Source organism: Plebeiibacterium sediminum, assembly GCF_026013605.1.
In the GTDB taxonomy this organism is placed as follows: Bacteria; Bacteroidota; Bacteroidia; order Bacteroidales; family Marinilabiliaceae; genus Saccharicrinis; species Saccharicrinis sediminus.
Genome location: NZ_JAPDPJ010000305.1, coordinates 1 through 488 on the forward strand (window position 1 = coordinate 1; position 488 = coordinate 488).

The 488-nt window shown below is 42.6% G+C and carries 1 protein-coding gene; it reads right to left on the bottom strand.

From position 1 onward, the window contains the following. Positions 1–488 (bottom strand): hypothetical protein (locus OM075_RS25570; protein WP_301193387.1); only part of this gene is annotated, 488 nt, incomplete at both ends.

Here is a 488-nt window from a genome sequence, read left to right on the forward strand (position 1 = left end):
AGGATATCTTCATTGAAGGTATTGATATCAAAATCTGCTGCTTCATCTGCACAGTAAGTTGCAGATGTGGCTTGTAATGCAGGATCTGGATTAACGGTGATTACTACCTCCGTTTCGCTGGTACAGCCTGTTGTATTATCAGTTACGACAGCACTAAATGTATTTGAGACTGGTAAACCTCCATCGGCTGGAATGGCCAATGTGCCTGTCCATGCAAATGTATAATCGGCTACATTGCCGGAAGTAAGAATTTCGTCATTGAAAATATTGATATCAAAACCATCTGTTTCATCAGCACAGTATATGGCAGAAGCCGTTTGTAAAGCTGGATCCGGATTGACGGTAATTACAACCTCAGTTTCACTGGTACAGCCTGTAGCATTATCAATTACGACAGCTCTGAAAGTGGTTTCCTCTGCAGTTGTTCCATCAGCTGGAATGGCCAATGTTCCTGTCCATGCAAATGTATAATCTGCTACACTGCCGGA